This is a genomic window from Streptomyces sp. NPDC101132 (genome assembly GCF_044759225.1).
Lineage (GTDB): Bacteria > Actinomycetota > Actinomycetes > Streptomycetales > Streptomycetaceae > Streptomyces.
The window spans coordinates 28,101-48,245 of record NZ_JBIVYX010000021.1 but is presented as its reverse complement, the minus strand read 5'-3'; the positions used below and the strand labels follow the sequence as shown (position 1 = coordinate 48,245).

The following is a 20,145-nucleotide window of genomic DNA, read 5'->3' as shown; positions in this document are numbered from 1 at the left end:
GAGGTGTCGGGTAAGTTCCCGTCCGGCGCCGCAGGGAGACCCCCGGCGCCGGCAACAGCGGCTCGACCGGCCGCCTTCCTGGGGGAACACACACATGCGCATGCGCGTCCTGGCCGCGCTGGGGGGCGCGGTGGCTCTGGTCGCCACCGGCACCCTGACCGGAACCGCCGCCGCCGAGCCCCGCTTCGGCTTCGAGCAGGTGGTCGACCACGTGATCAGGCCCGGCGACCGGGCCTGGATCAACCCGCAGCTCGCGACCGACGGCAGCGGGCAGCCCGAGGGCACCTTCGTCTACGCGGTCAGCGGCAGGCCCCTGACCGACCCGGCCTGGCGGGCCGGCGGGGCACCCGCCGGCATGAGGGTGGACCTGGCCTCCTTCGAGACCTGCACGGCGAAGCCCGGGGTCGCCGGCGTCTTCCTGTGCCCCGCCAAGGGGCTGGGCCACTTCCCCTCACCGCTGGTGGGCGCCGGGGCGAAGGCGGCCGACGGGGCCACCGCGTACTACGGAGTGGTGTACGTGCGCTCCGGCGGCGACCTGGAGCAGGGCGTCAAGGAGGCCCAGACCGCCGGCCTGCTGCCGGAGGACGGCACCCACGCCGCCCGCCGGGTGACCGTGCGGACGCCCGCGGAAGTGGCCCGCAACACGATCACCCTCACCACGCCGCGGCTGAAGGCCGGCGCCGCGGTGACGCACACCGTCGCGCTCAAGGCCGTCCACACCGGCCGCCTCTCGGTGTCCCTGGCCCAGTCGGCCGCGCCCGCCACCGAGCGGCGGATGGCCTACGACGACCACCGCTTCACCATCGACTCGGTCTCGGCCGGGCCGGACACCACGTGCGCGCCGGACTGGCACGACGGCCCCGCCGTCGAGTGCGACGTCCGGAAGCCGGGCGACGTGCACCTCACCTACCGGGTCACGTCCGAGGAGCGGCTCCAGGCCTGGCACCTGGACGTCCGTGCCCGGTACGAGGTCTGGACCTTCGACGACGCCAACCCGGCCCGCACCGCCTCCTTCCAGGTGGACAGCCCCTACCGGGTCCGCGACCGCCACCGGCTCTTCGGCCGCACCCCGGACGGCCGCCTCCAGCAGCACGCCGGCACCGGCCGGGCCGACGGCCTCGTCGAGCGGGCGGACCTGGTCGGGCCCGGCTGGAACGCGTACGACCAGCTGACGAAGACCGCCCCGGTGACCGGCCGTGGCACCGGCGGCCGGATCCTGGGCCGGGACTCCGCGGGCGTGCTGTGGAGCTACGCGCCGACGGACACCTTCGCCGTGCTGGGGCCCCGCACCAGGGTGGGCCCGGGCTGGAAGGCGTACCGGGAGATCGCCGGCGCCGGTGACCTGACCGGCGACCGGCGCGCGGACCTGCTGGCCCGGGACACGGCCGGGGTGCTGTGGCTGTACGCGGGGACCAAGGACGCCAAGGCCCCGTTCGCGGCCCGCACCAAGGTCGGCGGCGGCTGGAACCAGTACGTCAGGCTGGTCGGTGCCGGGGACCTGACCAAGGACGGCAGGGCCGACCTGCTGGCCGTGGACGGCACGGGCGCGCTGTGGCTGTACGCGGGGACCGGCGACGCCAGGGCCCCCTTCGGCGGCCGGGCGCGGATCGCGGACGGCGCGGACTGGGGCCGGTACCGCGCCGTCGCGGCGACGGGCGACCTCACCGACGACGGCCGCCCGGACCTGCTCGCCCAGGAGCAGGACGGGGTGGTGTACCTGTACCGCGGGACGGGGCGCGCGGACGCGCCCTTCGCCGCCCGCGAGCGGGCCGAGCTGTTCCGGTTCGGGGGCGACGACGGGGCGGTACGGGCGTACACGGCCCTGTTCTGAGCCGCCGGGCCCCCGGGCCGCCGGGCCCGGCCGGCTGCAGCGGCTACAGCGACGACTCCCACGTGACGGTCGTGCCCCGGGTGCCTTCCGGGGTGCGGCCGTCGTCCGTCACCGTCAGGCGCACCCCCTCCGGCCGGGCGTCGACCTCGACGTCGACCGCGCCGACCTCCGGGCGCCGGTGCGCCGCGGCCAGCGCCCCGCGCAGCGCCCCGATCAGTTCCGCCGCCACGTCGTCCGGCAGCAGCGCGTCCACCGCCCCGGCGAACGTCACCGACGGCTGGAAGCCGAGCAGCACCCCGGCGCCGCTGGTCTCCCGGAGCACCCGGCCGCGGACGGTGGTCGGCGCGTCGCCCGGCGGCTGCTGGAGCGCGAAGATCGCCGTACGCACCTCCTGGATGGTGGAGTCGAGTTCGTCCACGGCGAGGCTCAGCTGGTCGCCCACCGTGGGCGTGTCCTCCACCCCGGCCGCGGCGGACCGCCGCCGGGTGGCGTCCAGCATCATCTCCGTGGCGAAGAGCCGCTGGACCACCAGGTCGTGCAGGTCCCTGGCGATCCGGTCGCGGTCCTCGTACACGGCGAGCTGCTCGCGGTCGTGCTGTGCGTCGGCCAGGACGAGCGCCAGCGCGGCCTGCGAGGCGAACTGGCTGGCCAGCAGCCGGTCCACCGCGTCGTACGGCTCACCGCCGCGGTGCCGGGGCAGGGCGAGGGTGCCGATCAGCTGGCCGCCGCTCTGCAGCGGCAGCATCATGCTGGGCCCGAAGCGCTTGCGGACGTGCGTGGTCATCCGCGGATCGGTGGCCGAGTCGTCGATGAAGACCGGCTCGCCGCCGAGGAGCTGTTCCAGCACCGGGCTGCCGGGCGCGATGGTCGTGCCGACCAGGTCGCCGGGGTCGTCGTGCGTGGAGGCGGCGACGATCTCCATGCCGCCCTCCGGGGTGGGCTGGAGCACCACCCCGGCCGCCGCGTCCGCGAGCACCCGGGCCCGGTCGGCCACGCACATCAGGGCGTCGGCCGCCGGCCGGCCGGCGAGCAGGGTCGTGGTGACCGCGGCGGCGCCCTCGATCCAGCGCTCCCGGCGGCGCGCGGTCTCGTACAGCCGGGCGTTGCCGATGGCGATGCCGGCCTGCGAGGCCAGGACGCGCACCAGGGCGAGGTCGTCCTCGGTGAAGGGACCGCCGCCGCGCTTCTCGGCGAGGTAGAGGTTGCCGAAGATCTCGGTGTGGACGCGGATCGGCACCCCGAGGAAGGTCCGCATCGGCGGGTGCCCGGGCGGCAGGCCGGCGGACCGGGGGTCGGTGGTCAGGTCGTCGAGCAGCAGCGGCCGGGGGTCGTGGATGAGCGCGCCGAGCAGGCCCGTACGGCCGTCGGGACGCTTCGGGATGCGGGCGGCCTGTTCCTCGGTGAGGCCCGAGGTGAAGAGGTCGGTCAGCTTGCTGCCGCGGGTGCGGTCCGGGTCGACGACGCCGAGCGCGCCGTACCGCGCACCGCACACCTCGGTGGCGGAGTCCACGATGTGCTGGAGCGTCGAGCGCAGCTCCAGGTCGGTGCCCACGCTGAGCACCGCCTCCAGCAGCACCGGCAGCCGGGGCGCCTCGGGGGAGGCGTCCCGGCTGCCGCCGGAGTCGTGGGTGGGGGTGGGGTCGGGCTCGTGCTGCGTCATTCGGCCAGGGGGTTGAGAACCATCGGGGCGATCTTCCCTTCCAGCATCGCGCCGAGGCCCATCACGGCGCACACGTCGGGCCGTTCCGCGATGGCGACGGGCATGCCGGTGGCGTCCCGCAGCATCTGGTCGAGGCCGGGCAGCAGGGCGCTGCCTCCCACCATCATGATCCCCCGGTCCGTCAGGTCGGCGACGAGGTCCGGCGGGCAGTCCCGGAGGACCTTGCCGATGCCGTCGAGCACGGCGGTCAGGGGGGTGTGGATGGCGTTGCGCACGGCCGCGGTGTCGACCCGTACGGAACGGGCGAGGCCGGTGGCCACGTCGCGGCCGTGGATCTCGGTCACGGCGGGACCGTGAGGGGTGATGCCGTTGCCGTGGAGGGCCAGCTGGAGGGGGCGTACGGCCTGGCTGGGCAGCATCAGCTCGTGCTGGTGGCGCAGGTGCTGGACGATGGCGTGGTCGACGGCGTCGCCGCCCACGCCCACCCGCTCGGCGGTGACGATCGAGCCCAGCGACAGCACCGCGATCTGGGTCGCCGCGGCCCCGCACACCATGATCATCGTCGCGGTCGGCTGCTCGACGGGGAGTCCGCAGCCGACGGCCGCGGCGATCAGGGTGTCGACCAGCTCCACGCGCCGGGCACCGAGTCCGACCAGGGTCTCCACGGCCGCCCGCTGGGCCAGCGGGTCGGCGTCGTGCGGGGTGCAGGCGGCGGCGCGCAGCCGCGGCTTGCGGCGCAGGGCGCGGCGCAGCTTCTCGCCGAGCAGGTGGCGCAGCATCCGCTGGGCCATCTCGATGTCGACGACGGTGCCGCCGGAGACCGGCCGGGCCACCCGGATGTAGTCGGGCGTGCGGCCGGTCATCCGTTCGGCGAAGGTGCCGACGGCGATCAGGGCGCCCGTCCGGGTGTTCACCGCGGCCACGCTGGGCTCGTCGACGACCAGTCCCTGGCCCTTCACGTAGACGCGGGTCCTGGCGGCACCCAGGTCGACGGCGACGTGGCAGCGGCGCAACTGCTCAAGACTGACGGTCACGGCGGATCCTCCCGAGAGCGCTGACGCAAGGCGACCGGCCGAGCGCCGATCACAATTCATACCTTCTCGGGCATTTCGGACATTCGCCATGTTGGGCTGAGCCGCACGGGGGTGCTGCACAAGGGTGGTCTTCTGCCGTGTCGGGCCCCACCATGCCCTCACTACTCGCGCGTAACAAGGTATGGAGGCACGCATGCTGACGGCCCGCCAGAGACTGGCAGCCCTCCTCGTCCTGCTCGCCGCCCTCCTCGCCCCGCTGCCGGCCCACGCGGCTGACCAGGTGGTATCGAGGAACCCGGTGGTGTTCGTGCACGGTTACAACGCCGACCCCGGGGTGTGGGGCTCGCTCCGCGGCAAGCTCAGGGCGGCCGGCTACTCGGACGCCGAGCTGTTCTCCTGGGGCTACGACACCCACCAGTCCGTCAACGAGGTCCTCTCCGGGCGCCTTTCCTCGTACGTCGACCAGGTCAGGGCGCAGACCGGCGCCGAGCGCGTCGACCTGGTCGCGCACTCGTTCGGTTCGCTCGTGACCCGCTGGTACGTGAAGTTCGGCGGCGGGACCGCCACCGTCGGCCGCTGGGCCTCCCTCGCGGGCCCGAACCACGGCACCTCGACCGCGTGGGCCTGCGCGCTGTGGGACCAGGCCTGCCGTGACATGACCCCGGGCTCGTGGGTGGTCAGCCGGCTGGGGGAGGGCGACGAGACGCCGGGCTCCGTCGCGTACGCCACCTTCTGGTCGAACTGCGACGAGGTCATCAACCCCGACAGCAGCGTGGCCCTTTCGGGCGCCGCCAACCACGCGGTCGGCTGCCTCAAGCACAACGACCTGCTGGGCGACGACGGAGTGGCGCAGGGGGTACGGGCGTTCCTGAGCTCCTGAGCTCCTGACCTTCTGGGCTCCTGAGCTCCTGACGTCCTGAGCCGCCCTCAGACCGGGGCGGGGGCCGCGCCCGGGCCTCGGCCCCGGCGCGGCCGTCAGGCCCCGTCGTCCAGGGAGAGGCGCTGCAGCAGCCCGTACGTGAACTCGGCCGTGCAGCGCCGCTCCGCCCCCGCCGTGTCCTTCCCGCGGAACTCCAGCCGCCAGCGCGTGGGGGCGGTGCCCTCCCTCGGCCGTACGGGCGCGAAGGCGCGCGCCACCTCGTCGACCACGCAGGACCAGGGCGCCAGGTCGTCCAGGGTCTCCAGTACGGGACCCCGCTCGCCCGGCGCCCTGACCAGCCACTCGTTCCACACCGCGCCGTCCGGCCCGGCCAGCACCTCGAAGCGGAGCGTGGGCCACAGCGGCACCGGCCACAGCAGCGCCTCGCACTCCAGGTCCCCGATGCGGCGCCGGCCGACGGACTCGGCCGGGCCGAGCACCGAGCGGTAGCGGGCCAGGGCGCCGCGGGAGCGGGGCGAGCGGACCATCGCCTGCCAGCGCTTGTTGGCCTCGCGCTGGTCGGCGAGCGTCGCGCCGAGCGAGCGGCGGGCGTCCTCGGCGAGGTCCGGCTGGAAGTCGGCCATCCGGCGCAGCAGGACGAGCTGGAAGGCGGCCGGGCCGAAGGCGTTCATGGGGTACAGGCTGCCATTCCGCCTGGCGGCGGAATTCCACACAGGATCCTTACAGTCCCGGGACTCCGATGTTGCCGGGCGCCACGTAGCCTGCGGGCGCCATGGACTACTGCAACGCGTGTCGGCGGCACCTCAACGGCGCACTCGCGTGTGCCGGATGCGGCACGCCGGCCGAGTACCTGACCACCCGCCCCGCCGCGCCCGCGGGAGGCGCGCCCGAGCCGTACGCCGCGCCGGAGCCGTACGCCGCGCCGGAGCCGTACGCCGCGCCGGGGTCGTACGAGGAGCCCGGAGGCTACGCCGGGGCGGGGCCACACGCCCAGCACCCGGGCCCGGGGCCGTACCCGGCCCCCGGCTCGTACCCCGCGCCCCAGGCGTACGCCGTCCCGGAATCCGACGCGTACGACGCCCCGGCGACCGGCGGCGCCGAGCCCCGCGACCCGGCCGCCTCCGGCGACCTGGGGGTCGTCGGCGCGCCCGGGAACGGGGAGCGCGGCGGTGCCAGGCGGCGGCGCTCGGCGCACCGGCGCCGGCGGCGCACGGCCCTCACGGCGGGTTCGGCCCTGGTCTTCGCGGTGGCCGGCTCGCTGGCGCTGGCGCACCTGGTGGCCGACGACCCGGCGAAGGACCGCGCGTCGACGGTGGTCCGGCAGCAGGACCTGGGCATGGAGCAGCCCGAGGCGGAGGAGACGGAGGGCGCGGCCGACCCCTCGCCGCTCGCGAGCGAGGGCGGGGCGGCGCCGGTGGCGGGCACCGGCCCGGCCACCACCGCCGCGGGTACCCCTTCGGCGGTCCGGGAGACGACCGCGGCGCCCACCACGACCGCGCCGTCGCCGGAGGCGTCGCCCTCCCGGAACGGCTCGGCCAGGACGAACAAGCCGAAGAAGGACTCGGGCAAGCCGCGCGCGACGGACGATGCCAAGCCGGGGAACACGTCGTCCCCGGACGCCGATGGCAACGGCAACGGCGGCGGCCAGGGCGGCGGCCAGGACGACGACGGCACGAGCCCGTCCCCCACCCCCACGCCGCAGCCGACGGAGGACTGCGAGTGGTTCCTCTGGTGGTGCGTCTAGCCCCCGGCGGCCTCGGACCCCACCCCGGCACCACCACCGGCCCGGCCACGGCACCCGCCGGCGCGCCGAGTGCCGGTCCCACCACCGTGCCGCCGGCCCCCGCGCCCGGTGGCGCACTGCACGGGGCGGCGTGACCACACCCGCGCCGGGCCGCACCGCGCCGATGCCGTACGCGCTCCCGCGCCGGGCTGCGGCGACGGGGGCCGTGAGGGCGAGGAGGCCGTAACCGGGAGGGGCGGCGGTGTGGCCCCGGGATCAGCCCAGCATGCGCTTCAGGAGGTCCCGCAGCGTCGTGCGCTCCGCTTCCGAGAGGGCGGCCAGCGGCTCGCGGGCGAAGTCCAGCGAGTCGCGCAGCTGGGCGGCGGTGTCGCCGCCCGCCTCCGTCGCGACGGCGAGCTTCACACGGCGGTCCGCCGGGTCCGGGCGGCGCTCGACCAGCCCCCGGCCCTCAAGGCGGTCGATGATGCCGGTGACGTTCGACGGCTCGCACTTCAGCGTCTGCGCGATGTGCCGCATCGGCATCGCTTCCGTGGCGAGCAGGCCGAGGACTTTGGCCTGCGCGCCGGTGAGCTGGTGACGCGCGGCCGCGTGCTCGTACTCCTCGTGGTACCGGGACACCACGGCGGCGATGAGCTCGACGACCTCACAGGTCAGGGGGTCTCTCTGGCTGGGCATGCATCCAGGGTACCCATTTACTTGACAACATGAAATATCCCGGCGCATGGTTGTTTCAGTCCGGAAATCATTCAGGGAGTGAAGTAACGCCATGACCGAGACCCCCGTCATCCCCTCCGTCAGCCGCGAATGGCACCTGGTGCGCCGCCCCCAGGGCTGGCCCGTCGCCGAGGACTTCGCCCTCCGCGAGGTGCCCGTGGTGGTCCCCACGGAGCCCGGCCGGATCCTGGTCCGCAACCTCCACATGTCCGTGGACCCCTACATGCGCGGCCGGATGAACGACGTGAAGTCCTACATCCCGCCCTTCCAGCTGGACCGCCCGATGGACGGCGGCGCCGTCGGCGAGGTCGTCGCCTCCACCGACGAGGGCTTCCAGGTCGGCGACCACGTCCTGCACGGTCTCGGCTGGCGCGAGTACGCCGAGGGTGACGCGAAGCTCGCCACCAAGGTCGACGGCACCCTCGCCCCGCTCTCCGCGTACCTCGGCGTCCTCGGCATGCCGGGTCTGACCGCCTACGCGGGCCTCTTCGAGACGGCCTCCTTCAAGGAGGGCGACGCGGTCTTCGTCTCCGGCGCGGCCGGCGCGGTCGGCAGCCTGGTCGGCCAGTTCGCCAAGATCAAGGGCGCCTCGCGCGTCATCGGCTCCGCCGGCTCCGACGACAAGGTGAAGCTGCTCACCGAGAAGTACGGCTTCGACGCCGCCTTCAACTACAAGAACGGCCCCGTCGCCGGCCAGCTGAAGGACGCCGCCCCCGAGGGCATCGACGTCTACTTCGACAACGTCGGCGGCGACCACCTCGAAGCCGCCATCGGCTCCCTGAAGGTCCACGGCCGCGCCACCCTCTGCGGCGCGATCGCCCAGTACAACGCCACCGAGCCGACCCCCGGCCCGGCCAACCTGGCCCTGGTCATCGGCAAGCGCCTGCGCCTCCAGGGCGTGCTGGTCGGCGACCACTACGGCATCCAGCAGCAGTTCGTCACGGACGTGGCCGGCTGGATCCGCTCGGGCGAGCTGACCTACGACGAGACGGTGGTCGAGGGCATCGAGAACTCGGTCGACGCCTTCCTCGGAATGCTGCGCGGCGAGAACACCGGAAAGATGATCGTTTCTTTCACCCGCTAGGCTCACTCCAGACCACCGCGATCGTGGGCGCGAGTCGTGGTGCTGACCAGGAGGATCTTCCTTACATGTCCATCCAGCAGTCCGACGTGCTCTACACCGCTGTCGCCACCGCGGAGAACGGCCGTGACGGCCGCGTCGCCACCGACGACGGCCAGCTCGACGTCGTCGTGAACCCGCCGAAGGCCATGGGCGGCAGCGGCGCCGGCACCAACCCGGAGCAGCTGTTCGCCGCCGGCTACAGCGCCTGCTTCCAGGGCGCCCTCGGTGTCGTCGCCCGCAACGAGAACGCCGACATCTCCGGCTCGACGGTCACCGCCGAGGTCGGCATCGGCAAGAACGACGACGGCTTCGGCCTGATCGTCAAGATCTCCGCCACGATCCCGAACGTGGACGAGGCCAAGGCCAAGGAGCTCATCGAGAAGGCCCACCAGGTCTGCCCGTACTCCAAGGCCACCCGCGGCAACATCACGGTCGAGCTCGCCGTCTGAGACTCCGGGCCGCTGAGCTGCTGAAGCGCTGAGCCCCGCAGCCGTCCAGGCATCCGGGGCGCACGCCTCCGCCGAGGGCCGCACCCGCGTCGACATCCCGTCGACGGGGGTGCGGCCCTCGGTCGTTAGGCTGGTCCCATGCGAGATCTTGCGGGGGGCTTCCGCTATCTGGTGTCGGGGCAGCGGTGGGTCGTCGGCCACGGCCGGTGGCTGGGCTTCGGGCTGCTGCCCGGGCTCGTCTCGCTCCTGCTCTACGCGGGGGCGCTGATCGCCCTCGGCTACGGCTCCGACGACCTGACGGCGTGGGCCACGCCCTTCGCCGACGACTGGTCCTCGCCCTGGATCGGGCTGTTCCGGGGCTTCCTGACCTTCCTGGTCTTCTCCCTGGGCCTGTTCCTCGCCGTGATCACCTTCACCGCGGTGACCCTGCTGATCGGCCAGCCCTTCTACGAGTCGCTGTCCGAGCAGGTCGACCGCTCCGAGGGCGGCGAGGTGCCGGAGTCCGGCCTGCCGCTCTGGAAGGAACTGCTGATCTCGGCCCGGGACAGCCTGCGGATCCTGGCGCGCGTGGCGCTCTACGGCATCCTGCTCTTCGCCCTCGGGTTCGTGCCGGTCATCGGGCAGACGGTGGTCCCGGCCCTCGGCTTCTGCGTCTCCGGCTTCTTCCTCACCCAGGAGCTGACCTCGGTGGCGCTCCAGCGGCGCGGGGTCGGCCTCACCGACCAGCTGGCGCTGCTGCGCGGCCGGCGGATGCTGGCCCTCGGCTTCGGCGTGCCGCTGGTGCTGTCCTTCCTGGTCCCGCTGGTCGCGGTGTTCCTGATGCCGGGCGCGGTGGCGGGCGCCACCCTGATGGTCCGCGACCTCACGGGCGCGGCGGACGGGGCGGGCGACGCGGACGACGAGTCCGACGGCCGGGACGGAGCCGCCACGGCGGCCCCCGGCGCGGCCCCCGGCACCGCTCCGGCCGAGGCCCCCGTCACCGGCTTCGGCCCGCCGCCGGTCATGGGCGGCCCCGACACCGGCAAGGGCCGCAACCCGTACTCCACCCCGGCCTGAGTCAGTCCCGGCCCAGCCCCTCCGCGACCGCCGTCAGCACCCCGAGGAAGGCCGTGACGGCGGGGGAGCGGGTCAGGCCGCGCGGGGTGGCCGCGTACACCTCCCGGTGCGGCAGGTCCCGCGGCGAGACGGGAACGAGTGCCACGTCGGCCCGCGCCGCCCCGGCGGCCAACGCGGGCAGCACCGTGATGCCGAGCCCGGCCGCGACGAAGCCCTGCTTGGCCGTCCAGTCGTTCACCCGGAAGGCCACCCGGGGCTCGAAGCCGGACCGCAGCGCCGGGAACATCAGCGTCCGCTCGGGCCGGACGTCGCCCTCGATCCATTCCTCCCCGGCCAGCTCCGCCAGCCGCAGGGAGCGCCGCCCGGCGAACCGGTGGCCGCGGGGCAGCGCCACGTACATCGGCTCCGTCAGCAGCGGGTGCAGCTCGGGACCCGGCAACGGGTGCCCGGCCGGGGTGCTCACCACGGCCAGGTCCAGTTCCCCCGCCTCCAGCAGCGCCACGTGCTTGGCCGTCGGGCCCTCGGTGTGCACCACCGTGACGTCCGGGTGCCGCTCGCGGAACTCCGCCATGGCCCGCGGTACGAGCGTCACGTCGGCGGCCGCGAACGCCCCGAGCCGCAGCATCCCGCCGCCCAGCGAGCGCACCGCGTCCAGCTCGGCCCGCGCCGCCCGCAGCCGGTCGCGCATCCCCTGCGCGTGCGGCAGCAACACGCGCCCCGCCTCGGTCAGCCGGACCCCGCGCGGCAGCCGGTCGAAGAGCACCGTGCCCCACTCGTCCTCCAGAGCCTGGATCTGACGGGAGACCGCGGACTGGGTGTACCCGAGCACGCGCGCGGCGGCGGTGAAGGAGCCCTCCCGGGCCACTCGCAGGAAGACCTCGTACAAGCCATGCGGATCAGACATGGTCATCATGCTAGACATTCGCTTGTGGCATGTGTGAGGGCGGCCTAGCGTCGGGGGCATGGAGAAGATCGCATTCATCGGACTCGGCGGCATGGGCGCACCGATGGCCCGTCACCTGATGTCCTGCGGACACCGGTTGACGGTGTGGAACCGCACCGCGGACAAGGCGGCGCCGCTCGTCGCCGAGGGCGCCGTGGCGGCCGCGACCGTGGCGGAGGCGGTCCGCGGGGCAGACGTCGTCATCACGATGCTCGCCGACCCGGCGGCGGTCCTGGCCGTCGCCCAGGACCTGGTGCCCGCGCTGCGGCCGGGCGCGCACTGGATCGACACCTCGACCGTCGGACCGGAGCCCGTACGGGAGTTGGCGGCCGGGCTGCCGGCCGGGGTCACGCTCACGGACGCGCCCGTGATGGGCAGCGTCGACCGCGCCGCCACGGGCGACCTCTGGGTGCTCGCCGGCGGGCCGCTGCCCGGCCCCGTGGAGCGGGTGCTGGAGCGGCTGGGCGCGGTGACGCGCTGCGGCGGGCCCGGCGCGGGGGCGGCCCTGAAGCTGGTGCTGATCAACGCCGTGATCGGCGGAGTGGCCGTGGTGGCCGAGGCCCTGAGGCTGGGCCGGGCGCTGGGGCTGCCGGAGGAGCTGGTGCGTACGGAGCTCGCCAGGGGGCCGCTCGCCGGCGCCGTGGGCCGGACCTTCGCCGAGGGCGTGCACTTCCCGGTCTCGCTCGCGGCCAAGGACCTGGGCCTGGCCACGGCGCTGGCGGACCTGCCGGTGCTGGAGGCCGTGCGCGCGGGCCTCGTCGCCCGGCCGGAGCTGGCCGGGCAGGACCTGGCACTCATCCGCTCCTGAGCCCGCCGGCACGCTCTCCGGCGGCGAACCGGGGCATCGCGCCGGGGCGGCCGGCCCGTGCGGGGGACGGGCCGGCCGCCCCGGCGGGGTACGGCGCTTCAGCCGGCGCGCGGGGTACGGCACTTCGGGCCGTCCCAGGGGCGTACGGCACTCAGGAGGCCTCCGGGCCCGTCCCCAGCAGCGTCACGAACGACCGGAAGGCGGCCGGCATGTCCACGGACGCGGGGTCCAGCAGCCACTGGAACTGGAGCCCGTCCATCACCGCCGTCAGCAGCGGGGCGGCCTGCTCCGGAGTGAGCCCCGACGGCAGCCGCGGCCCGAACTCGGCGCGCAGCATCGCCGCCATGTCCTCGCGCACCTGGACGTACCGTCGGGTGAAGAACTCCCGCGCCGGGTGCTCGTCCGTGACGCTCTCGCCCAGCAGGGCCGAGAAGGTCTGCACGATCCCCGGCCGCATCGCGTTGTAGTCCACCAGCGAGGCCAGCAGGTCCAGCCGCCAGGCGTCCGCCGACCGCGGCCCGCCCCCGGTGTCCCAGCGGTCCCGCTCCTCCAGCACCGCGACGAGCAGCGCCTCCTTGGTCGGGAAGTAGTGCAGCACGCCCTGCTGCGTCAGGCCCACCCGCTCGGCCACCGCACCCAGCGACGCGCCCCGGTAGCCGCGCTCGGCGATCACCTCGACGGCGGCGCGCAGGATCTCCGCCCGCCGCTCCTCGCTCCTGGCCCTGGCCATCGCCGGCACCCCTTCCTTCGGTCCCCCACGAGGACCGTACGGCATCCGATAGTCACGAAACAATAACGTCACCTACCGGTCTACAGGGAACGGCTGCACGATGGGGGCACCCCACCGGCACTGCAACGAGGAGGTGCGGCCGTGGCGGAGACGCCCGACACCCAGGCCGACCGGACCCGCGACGAGGCCGTCGAAGCGGCACTCGGCAAGCTCGATCTCGACACGAAGGCCCGGCTGCTGTCGGGCCAGGACATGTGGACGCTGCCCGCCCTCCCCGAGATCGGGCTGGCGTCCCTGGTGATGTCCGACGGCCCCATCGGGGTCCGCGGCGTGCGCTGGACCGCCGACGACCCGTCCGTCGCCCTCCCGTCCCCGACGGCCCTGGCCGCCGCCTGGGACCCCGAGCTGGCCCGCCGCGCCGGCCGGCTGCTCGCCCAGGAGGCCCGCCGCAAGGGCGTCCACGTGCTCCTCGCGCCCACCGTGAACCTGCACCGCTCGCCGCTGGGCGGCCGCCACTTCGAGTGCTACTCCGAGGACCCGTACCTCACCGGCCGGATCGGCACCGGCTACGTGAAGGGCGTGCAGGAGGGCGGGGTCGGCACCACCGTCAAGCACTTCGTGGGCAACGACGCGGAGACCGACCGATTCACCGTCGACAACCGCATCGCGCCCCGCCCCCTGCGCGAGCTGTACCTGGCCCCCTTCGAGGCCATCGTCGAGAACGCCCACCCCTGGGGCATCATGACCGCCTACAACCAGGTCAACGGCACGACGATGACCGAGCACCGCCACCTGGTGAACGAGGTGCTCCGCGGCGAGTGGGGCTTCGACGGCTTCAACGTCTCCGACTGGATGGCCGCCCGCTCCACCACCGGCGACATCGCCGGCGGCCTCGACGTGGCCATGCCCGGCCCGCAGACCGTCTACGGCGAGCCGCTGGCCGCCGCCGTCCGCGCCGGCCGGGCCGACGAGGCGGACGTCGACGCCGCCGTGCGCAACGTCCTCCGCCTCGCCGCCCGCGTCGGCCTCCTCGAAGGCGCCCCGCCCGTGGTCGCCGAGCCGCCCGCGGCCGTCGACGGCCAGGCCCTGGCCGCCGAGATCGCCCGCCGCTCCTTCGTCCTGGTGCGGAACGAGAACGGCGCCCTCCCGCTCCCCGCCGGCCGCACCGTCGCCCTCGTCGGCGCCGCGGCCCGCGACGCCCGCGTCCTCGGCGGCGGCTCCGCCACCGTCTTCCCCGAGCGCGTCGTCTCCCCGCTGGACGGACTGACCGCCGCCCTGCCCGAAGGCGCCCTGACCTTCAGCGTGGGCGCCGACCCCAGCGACGAACTCACCCCCGCCGACAAGGGCTTCACCCTCCGCGCCGTCTGCCGCGACGCCGAGGGCACCGTCCTGGGCGAGGGCACCCTGCCCAGCGGCCAGGTCCAGTGGATCGGCGACGACCTGCCCGCCGGCGTCTCGTACGACACCCTCGGCACCATCGAGGTCACCGGCACCTTCGTCCCCCGCGAGAGCGGCGAGCACGCCTTCGGCACCCGGGGGCTCGGCGCCTTCACGCTCACCGTCGGCGGGACCCCGCTCTGGACCGGCGTCCAGGAGATGGGCGACGAGGCGGACCCCTTCGAGGCCTTCTTCGGCGCCCCCAGCGAGCGCGGCCGCGTCACCCTCACCGAGGGCGAGCCCGTCGAGGTCTCCCTGCTGTACCAGGTGCCGGACCTGACCGCGGCCCCCCTCAAGGCCGTCATGTTCTCCCTCCTCCACCTCGGCCCGCAGCGCGACGGCGACGAGCTGATCGCCGAGGCCGCGGCGGCCGCCCGCGCCGCCGACACCGCCGTCGTGGTCGTGGCCACCACCGAGCGCGTCGAGTCCGAGGGCTTCGACCGCAAGGACCTGCGGCTGCCCGGCCGCCAGGACGAGCTGGTCCGGGCCGTGGCCGCCGCCAACCCCCGCACCGTGGTCGTCGTCAACGCCGGCTCCCCGGTCGAGCTGCCCTGGCGCGACGAGGTCGCGGCCGTGCTGCTCGGCTGGTTCCCCGGCCAGGAGGGCGGGGCCGCGCTGGCCGACGTACTCCTCGGCGCCGCGGAGCCCGGCGGGCGGCTGCCCACCACCTGGCCGGCGGCCCTCGGGGACGCCCCGGTCACCGACGTCACGCCGGTGGACGGCCGCCTGGAGTACGGGGAAGGCCTGTTCATCGGCTACCGGGCCTGGGAGAAGGCCGGCGCCGTCCCCGCGTACTGGTTCGGCCACGGCCTCGGGTACACGGACTGGGCGTACGAGTCACTGGAAGTCACCGGATCCACCGCCCGGGTCCGGATCCGCAACACCGGCACCAGGCCCGGCCGCGAGGTGGTCCAGCTGTACGTCGCCCCGCTCGCGGACAAGGCGGAGCGCCCGGCGCGCTGGCTGGCCGCCTTCGCCGGCGTCGAGGCGGGCCCCGGCGAGACCGCCGAAGCCGTGGTCGCGCTGCCCGCGCGGGCCTTCGAGATCTGGGACGAGGAGGCCGGCGCCTGGGCGCACGTGCCCGGCGTGTACGAGATCCAGGCCGGGCGCTCGGTCGGCGACCTGCGCCTGACCGCGACCATCGTGCACTGACCCGCACCCCCCGACCGGAGCCGGGGCGGGCCCTGACACCCGCCCCGGCTCCACCGGCCCCCCGCGGCACCGGCCGTGCGGCACCGGCCCTGCGGCGCCGGCCCCTACGCCACCGGCGCCCGGGCGGCCGTCACCTGGCGGTGCGCCAGCTCCGCCAGCCGCGCCTGCCCGTCCTTGCCGGGGTGGAACCAGTCCCACCGGCTCAACTGCCCGACGGTGAAGGGGTACTGGAAGACCGCTCCGCCGTCGTACCGGCACAGCGGGTCCTTCCCGCACACCTCGCGCAGCGCGTCGTTGTACGCGACCACCCGGGCCCGTACCGACTTGCGCCGCGTCACCGCCGGCGCGTCCACGGCCAGCGGGTCCGCCAGCATCGAGGGGCACACGCCCAGGTTCCAGATCTTCCGGCCCAGCGGGCTGCCCCGGCCCTGCTCCCACAGCCGCATCAGGTCCGGCACACTCGACACGTACACCTGCGTCTTCGGCAGCCTGGCCCGCAGCGTCTTCAGCGCCCGCTCGAAATCGGCGCGGAACTCGGCCACCGGCGTCATCGCGCCGGCCGTCGCCCGGCACGCGTCGTTGGAGCCGGTCATCACCGTGACCAGTTCCGGGCGCTGCGCCGCCGCCTCCTCCAGCTGCGCCGGCAGGTCGGACATCCGGGCGCCCGTGCGGGCGAAGTTCCAGCTGCTGCCCGCGGCCTTCGCGTCCCCGAGCAGCCGGGTGGCCAGACTGCGCACCGCGGGGTCGCTCCCGGTCGCCCACGAGGCCTCGGGACAGTCCGCCAGAACCGAACAGGCATCGAAACCACGGGTGATGGAGTCACCCACAGCGGCGATGGAGGAAGGATTCGCCTTCCACTCCGGAGTGGGTTTCGCCGAAGGCCGCGCGGCGGACTTCCCACTGCGTCCACCCTGGCCCCCCGCGTCACCCGCGGAACAGCCCGAAACCGCTCCGACCAGCACGAGCACGGCCGTGGCCGCTCCCGCGACGGCGGTCCCGGCGCGGTGGCGCCCCGTCGTGCTCCCCATGCCCGTGGTCCCCTCCCTCGTCGCCGGGCGGTGTTCCGGCGGCGTCCTGCTGAGTGAAAGCTCGGTGTTTCCGGCCCTTGGGACCGACCGTACGTCACACCTGGGACCCCGGCGCACGGTAGCTTTTCCCCGTGGCGATTCAGCCGCACAACCCCAGTGGCGCAATGTCAGATCGGTTCCGGTAAATTACAACACGTCACATACTGTCCGTTTTCAGGAGATTCACTCCCGATGTTGTTTACTATCAGTGATCTCGGGAGCGGCACCGGAACGAGGCCGCTGGGGAAGGCGAACCTCGTCCCACACTGGAGGTCCCGGTGACGACACGTGGAGTTCTGTACGTGCACTCCGCACCGCGCGCGCTCTGCCCGCACGTGGAATGGGCGGTGGCGGGCGTGCTCGGAGTGCGGGTGAGTCTCGACTGGATCAGACAGCCCGCGTCGCCGGGCACCTGGCGGGCCGAGTTCTCCTGGGAGGCCGAGGCGGGTACGGCGTCCAAGCTCGCCTCCGCCCTGCGCGGCTGGCACCTGCTGCGCTTCGAGGTGACGGCCGAGCCCTGCCCCACCGCCGAGGGCGAGCGCTACAGCTCCACGCCCGAACTGGGCATCTTCCACGCCGTCACCGGAATGCACGGCGACATCCTGGTCCCCGAGGACCGGCTGCGCGCCGCCCTGGCCCGCGCCGCCGGCGGCGAGACGGACCTGGAGGCGGAGATCGCCAGACTGCTGGGCAAGCCCTGGGACGACGAGCTGGAGCCCTTCCGCTACGCGGGCGAGGGCGCCCCCGTCCGCTGGCTCCACCAGGTGGTCTGACGCGGCGCGGGCCGCGTGGCCCTGACATGACGGAGGGCCCCGCCCGGCAAGCGCCGGGCGGGGCCCTCCACATCGGTGGGAACTCCGCGGATCAGACCGTCCGGAAGGCGAGGACCACGTTGTGGCCGCCGAATCCGAAGGAGTTGTTGATCGCGACGATCTGGCCCTCGGGCAGCTTCCGCGGCTCGCCGACGACCACGTCGGCGTCGATGTCCTCGTCCATGGCGTCGACGTTGATGGTCGGCGGCGCGACGCGGTGGTGCAGCGCCAGCACGGTCGCGACGGTCTCGATGCCGCCGGCGCCGCCCAGCAGGTGGCCGGTCATCGACTTGGTCGCGGAGATCGCGACGTGGTCGAGGTCGTCGCCCAGCACCTTGCGCAGGGCCTTGATCTCGGCGATGTCGCCCTGCGGGGTGGACGTGGCGTGCGCGTTGAGGTGGACCACCTCGGACGGCTTCAGGCCGGTGTTGTCCAGCAGGTTCTGCACCGCCGCCGCGACGCCGCGGCCGGTGGGCTCGGGCTGCGCGATGTGGTGGGAGTCGGCCGACAGGCCCTGGCCGAGCACCTCGCAGTAGACGCGGGCGCCACGGCGGGCGGCGTGCTCGGCGGACTCCAGGACGACGACGCCCGCACCCTCGCCGAGGACGAAGCCGTCGCGCTCCTTGTCATAGGGACGCGAGGCGACCGTGGGGTTCTCGTTGTTCTTGGACATCGCCATCATGTTGGCGAAGGCCGCGATGGGCAGCGGGTGGATCGCCGCCTCGGTGCCGCCGGCGACGACCACGTCGGCACGGCCGGTACGGATCATCTCGACGGCGTAGCCGATGGCCTCGGCGCCGGAGGCGCAGGCGCTGACCGGGGTGTGCACGCCCGCCTGGGCGTTGACCTCCAGGCCGACGTTGGCCGACGGGCCGTTCGGCATGAGCATGGGGACGGTGTGCGGGGAGACCCGGCGCACACCCTTTTCCTTCAGTACGTCGTACTGGTCGAGCAGGGTCGTCACGCCGCCGATGCCGGAGGCGATGACGGTGCCGAGGCGGTCCGGGTCGATCGAGGCGTCCTCGCCCGCGGGGCCGGTGTAACCGGCGTCCTGCCAGGCCTCCTTGGCCGCGATCAGCGCGAACTGCGCCGAGCGGTCCAGCTTGCGGGCCACCGGGCGGGGCAGCACGTCCAGCGGGTCCACGGCGGCCTGAGCGGCGATGCGGACCGGCAGGTCGGCGAACCGCTCGCCCTCCAGGGGCTTGACCCCGGAACGGCCGGCGAGCAGCCCTTCCCAGGTCGACGCGCTGTCGCCACCCAGCGGAGTGGTGGCGCCGATACCGGTGACGACCACGGTGCGATTGGTCGGGCTCACAGGAATTCTTTCTCCACGTGTAAGAGGGTGCTGAATTGTCACGGCGCCACCGCCGGGTGGCGACAAGCGCGCTCGATCAGGCCTGGTGCTTCAGGATGTAGTCGGCAGCGTCGCCGACCGTCTTGAGGTTCTTGACGTCCTCGTCCGGGATCTTGACGTCGAAGCGCTCTTCGGCGGCGACGACGACCTCGACCATGGACAGGGAGTCGACGTCCAGGTCGTCGGTGAAGGACTTGTCGAGCTGGACGTCCTCGGTCGGGATGCCCGCGATCTCGTTGACGATGTCGGCGAGACCCTCGACGATCTCGTCCTGGGTGAAGGCCATCTGGCGCTCCTTCGATAGCTGTCGTGAAAGGTGGTGCTCGGCGGGTGACCGGAGGATCCGGACGCCTAGGGGAGAGTAACGACCGTCGCGGCGTAGACGAGACCCGCCCCGAAGCCGATGACGAGCGCGGTGTCCCCGCTCTTCGCCTGTCCGGTCGCCAGGAGCCGCTCCATCGCGAGCGGGATCGAGGCGGCCGAGGTGTTGCCGGTGGTTTCCACGTCACGGGCGACCGTGACGTGCTCCGGCAGCTTCAAAGTCTTCACCATCGAGTCGATGATCCGCATGTTCGCCTGGTGCGGGATGAAGACGTCCAGGTCGTCCGGGGTGATCCCGGCCGCGTCCAGCGCCTGCTGGGCGACCTTCGCCATCTCGAAGACGGCCCAGCGGAACACCGCCTGGCCCTCCTGCGTGATGGCCGGGAACTTGTCCCCGGTCTGGTACTTATCCCACGGCACGGTCTGCTTGATGGTCTCCGACTTGTCGCCCTCGGAGCCCCAGACGGTCGGGCCGATGGCCGGCTCGTCCGACGGACCGACGATCACGGCACCGGCGCCGTCACCGAACAGGAAGGCCGTGGCACGGTCCTCCAGGTCGGTCAGGTCCGAGAGCCGCTCGACGCCGATGACCAGCACGTACTCGGCGGAACCCTCGACGACCAGACCCTTCGCCAGGGTCAGGCCGTAGCCGAAGCCGGCACAGCCCGCGGAGATGTCGAACGCGGCGGGCTTGCCCGCGCCGATGCGGTCGGCGATCTCCGTGGCGACCGCGGGGGTCTGCCTGAAGTGCGAGACCGTCGAGACGATCACGGCACCGATCTGCTCCGCCGAGATGCCGGCGTCGGCCAGGGCCTTGCCGGAGGCCTCGACGGACATCGAGGCGACGGTCTCGTCCTCGCCGGCCCAGTGACGGGTGGCGATGCCGGAGCGGGAACGGATCCACTCGTCGGACGAGTCGATCGTCTCCAGGATGACCTCGTTGGGCACCACGCGGGTCGGGCGGTAGCCGCCGACACCGAGGATGCGGGCGTACGGGGAGCCCTTGGCAGGCTTGATCTTCGACATGCTG

General features: G+C 73.9%; 19 protein-coding genes. 9 read left to right on the top strand and 10 right to left on the bottom strand.

Annotated elements, in window-relative coordinates:
* Nucleotides 1-94 precede the first annotated feature (94 nt).
* The gene (locus tag ACIQUR_RS33485) at nt 95-1,831 is read left to right on the top strand and encodes an FG-GAP repeat domain-containing protein (protein WP_403672829.1); all 1,737 of its coding nucleotides are present in this window, start codon (nt 95-97) and stop codon (nt 1,829-1,831) included.
* A gap of 43 nt (nt 1,832-1,874) precedes the next feature.
* Here ACIQUR_RS33485 and ACIQUR_RS33480 read toward each other — a convergent pair whose 3' ends face one another.
* Nucleotides 1,875-3,491, bottom strand: coding sequence for a GAF domain-containing protein (locus ACIQUR_RS33480; RefSeq protein WP_403672826.1), 1,617 nt, complete (start codon nt 3,489-3,491; stop codon nt 1,875-1,877).
* Nucleotides 3,488-4,525, bottom strand: a complete 1,038-nt coding sequence (locus ACIQUR_RS33475; RefSeq protein WP_399951493.1) for a rod shape-determining protein — start codon at nt 4,523-4,525, stop codon at nt 3,488-3,490. The genes ACIQUR_RS33480 and ACIQUR_RS33475 overlap by 4 nt, the downstream gene beginning before the upstream one ends.
* A 193-nt stretch (nt 4,526-4,718) precedes the next feature.
* On the opposite strand from ACIQUR_RS33475, the gene ACIQUR_RS33470 reads away from it, so the two are divergent.
* On the top strand, nt 4,719-5,405 hold the full coding sequence (locus ACIQUR_RS33470) for an esterase/lipase family protein (RefSeq protein WP_403672823.1): 687 nt from the start codon (nt 4,719-4,721) through the stop codon (nt 5,403-5,405).
* 95 nt (nt 5,406-5,500) lie between these two features.
* On the opposite strand, the gene ACIQUR_RS33465 is transcribed toward ACIQUR_RS33470, so the two are convergent.
* Nucleotides 5,501-6,076 (bottom strand): hypothetical protein, encoded by a 576-nt coding sequence (locus tag ACIQUR_RS33465; RefSeq protein WP_403672820.1) that lies wholly within the window; start codon nt 6,074-6,076, stop codon nt 5,501-5,503.
* Between the two features lie 101 nt (nt 6,077-6,177).
* Between ACIQUR_RS33465 and ACIQUR_RS33460 the strand changes: the two genes are divergently transcribed.
* Nucleotides 6,178-7,149 carry a hypothetical protein gene (locus ACIQUR_RS33460; RefSeq protein ID WP_403672818.1) on the top strand — a complete coding sequence of 324 codons (972 nt, stop codon included), beginning with the start codon at nt 6,178-6,180 and terminating at the stop codon, nt 7,147-7,149.
* 255 nt (nt 7,150-7,404) lie between these two features.
* Here ACIQUR_RS33460 and ACIQUR_RS33455 read toward each other — a convergent pair whose 3' ends face one another.
* A complete protein-coding gene (locus ACIQUR_RS33455) occupies nt 7,405-7,824 on the bottom strand; it encodes a MarR family winged helix-turn-helix transcriptional regulator (protein ID WP_403672815.1) in 420 nt (139 codons plus the stop codon).
* A gap of 91 nt (nt 7,825-7,915) precedes the next feature.
* Between ACIQUR_RS33455 and ACIQUR_RS33450 the strand changes: the two genes are divergently transcribed.
* From ACIQUR_RS33450 to ACIQUR_RS33440, 3 genes are all read left to right on the top strand, one after another.
* Nucleotides 7,916-8,947, top strand: coding sequence for an NADP-dependent oxidoreductase (locus ACIQUR_RS33450; RefSeq protein ID WP_403672812.1), 1,032 nt, complete (start codon nt 7,916-7,918; stop codon nt 8,945-8,947).
* A gap of 65 nt (nt 8,948-9,012) precedes the next feature.
* Nucleotides 9,013-9,435: an organic hydroperoxide resistance protein gene (locus ACIQUR_RS33445; RefSeq protein WP_403672809.1), complete on the top strand. Its 423-nt coding sequence runs from the start codon at nt 9,013-9,015 to the stop codon at nt 9,433-9,435.
* Between the two features lie 138 nt (nt 9,436-9,573).
* A complete protein-coding gene (locus tag ACIQUR_RS33440; RefSeq protein WP_403672807.1) occupies nt 9,574-10,491 on the top strand; it encodes an EI24 domain-containing protein in 918 nt (305 codons plus the stop codon).
* 1 nt (nt 10,492) lies between these two features.
* Here the strand turns inward: ACIQUR_RS33440 and ACIQUR_RS33435 are convergent, their stop codons facing one another.
* Nucleotides 10,493-11,395, bottom strand: coding sequence for a LysR family transcriptional regulator (locus ACIQUR_RS33435; RefSeq protein ID WP_403672803.1), 903 nt, complete (start codon nt 11,393-11,395; stop codon nt 10,493-10,495).
* Nucleotides 11,396-11,453: 58 nt separating this feature from the next.
* Between ACIQUR_RS33435 and ACIQUR_RS33430 the strand changes: the two genes are divergently transcribed.
* Nucleotides 11,454-12,242: an NAD(P)-dependent oxidoreductase gene (locus ACIQUR_RS33430; RefSeq protein ID WP_403672800.1), complete on the top strand. Its 789-nt coding sequence runs from the start codon at nt 11,454-11,456 to the stop codon at nt 12,240-12,242.
* Between the two features lie 151 nt (nt 12,243-12,393).
* On the opposite strand, the gene ACIQUR_RS33425 is transcribed toward ACIQUR_RS33430, so the two are convergent.
* A complete protein-coding gene (locus ACIQUR_RS33425) occupies nt 12,394-12,972 on the bottom strand; it encodes a TetR/AcrR family transcriptional regulator (RefSeq protein ID WP_403672797.1) in 579 nt (192 codons plus the stop codon).
* A gap of 141 nt (nt 12,973-13,113) precedes the next feature.
* Between ACIQUR_RS33425 and ACIQUR_RS33420 the strand changes: the two genes are divergently transcribed.
* Nucleotides 13,114-15,561: a beta-glucosidase gene (locus ACIQUR_RS33420; protein WP_403672795.1), complete on the top strand. Its 2,448-nt coding sequence runs from the start codon at nt 13,114-13,116 to the stop codon at nt 15,559-15,561.
* Between the two features lie 104 nt (nt 15,562-15,665).
* On the opposite strand, the gene ACIQUR_RS33415 is transcribed toward ACIQUR_RS33420, so the two are convergent.
* Nucleotides 15,666-16,589, bottom strand: a complete 924-nt coding sequence (locus ACIQUR_RS33415; protein ID WP_403672792.1) for an SGNH/GDSL hydrolase family protein — start codon at nt 16,587-16,589, stop codon at nt 15,666-15,668.
* Nucleotides 16,590-16,906: 317 nt separating this feature from the next.
* Here ACIQUR_RS33415 and ACIQUR_RS33410 point away from each other — a divergent pair, with 317 nt between their 5' ends.
* Nucleotides 16,907-17,401: a DUF3145 domain-containing protein gene (locus tag ACIQUR_RS33410; protein WP_403672789.1), complete on the top strand. Its 495-nt coding sequence runs from the start codon at nt 16,907-16,909 to the stop codon at nt 17,399-17,401.
* 91 nt (nt 17,402-17,492) lie between these two features.
* Here the strand turns inward: ACIQUR_RS33410 and fabF are convergent, their stop codons facing one another.
* From fabF to ACIQUR_RS33395, 3 genes are all read right to left on the bottom strand, one after another.
* On the bottom strand, nt 17,493-18,755 hold the full coding sequence (gene fabF, locus ACIQUR_RS33405) for a beta-ketoacyl-ACP synthase II (protein WP_403672785.1): 1,263 nt from the start codon (nt 18,753-18,755) through the stop codon (nt 17,493-17,495).
* 76 nt (nt 18,756-18,831) lie between these two features.
* Nucleotides 18,832-19,080, bottom strand: coding sequence for an acyl carrier protein (locus tag ACIQUR_RS33400; RefSeq protein WP_399951541.1), 249 nt, complete (start codon nt 19,078-19,080; stop codon nt 18,832-18,834).
* A gap of 65 nt (nt 19,081-19,145) precedes the next feature.
* Nucleotides 19,146-20,141, bottom strand: coding sequence for a ketoacyl-ACP synthase III (locus ACIQUR_RS33395; RefSeq protein ID WP_403672782.1), 996 nt, complete (start codon nt 20,139-20,141; stop codon nt 19,146-19,148).
* Nucleotides 20,142-20,145 lie beyond the last annotated feature (4 nt).